The sequence below is a fragment of the Psychromonas sp. genome, assembly GCF_983033635.1.
In genome coordinates this window covers 1-1,000 of sequence record NZ_CEZLMY010000098.1, presented here as the reverse complement: position 1 = coordinate 1,000, position 1,000 = coordinate 1, and the positions used below count along the sequence as shown (strand labels likewise).

General features: G+C 36.8%; 1 protein-coding gene. It reads left to right on the top strand.

The annotated features are described in order from the left end of the window. Positions 1–198 precede the first annotated feature (198 nt). Positions 199–1,000 (top strand): fatty acid cis/trans isomerase (locus AC4GME_RS12490; protein WP_490379485.1); only part of this gene is annotated, 802 nt, incomplete at its 3' end.

Below are 1,000 nucleotides of genomic sequence, written 5' to 3'. Positions count from 1 at the left end.
TTAAAGGATATACTTTATTACATTTTAGTGCGAAACATTACTCATATAATTTGCTCTGTAGGTTTGATTTAGTCAAATAATTCAATGAACTTATTAATCCAAAAACAAATTGTGCTACATTTATATGATGGGCTGATCGGAATAATCTCACCGAAAACAAATTTAACCACTACACGCAATTTCGATAAGGAAAGTTGAATGAATAAGCAGTTAATTGTTATTGCATTTATTTCATTGTTTTTACTGGGTTGTTCTGACAAAAGCAAAGAAGACCGACTTACTTATGGCCCTAGCGAGCCTCGTGACCGAGTTGTTGAACAGAAAAATCCACTAGCACAGCAATATCTTACGCAAGTGAAACCTATTTTAGAAAACCGCTGTGTGGTTTGTCATGGCTGTTATGATGCGCCTTGCCAATTAAAACTCTCTTCGCCAGAAGGGATTGATCGTGGATTTTCTCCAGAATTAGTTTATGCAACGCGTTTTCATAAAACAGCACCGACACGTGTTTTTATTGATGCGATAGATACGCAAGAATGGCGTGATAAAGGTTATAAAGCGGTATTAAATGAACGCGACCAAACTCCCGAAATTAATCTTGAACAAAGTATTATGCTGCATGTGCTGGCACAAAAAGTGGCTTATCCATTGCCCGATATTGAAGTGTTGTCTAACAAAGACTTTGATTTTTCATTAGATCGAAAACAGCAATGTCCAGATATCCATTCAGTAAAGAAATTCCAGAAAGAATTCCCATTAGCAGGAATGCCGTACGGTTTACCTAATTTACCGTCGAATGAATTTAATACCCTAATAGAGTGGATAAAATTGGGCTCACCAATGGCTCAACCGGAACCGATGACGGCTTCATTACTGAAAAAAGTAGATAATTGGGAGCTGGTATTTAACGGCGCAGATAATAAATCCAAACTAATCAACCGTTATATTTACGAGCATCTTTTTCTTGGGCATATCTACTTTTCTGAGCAATCCATAGAAA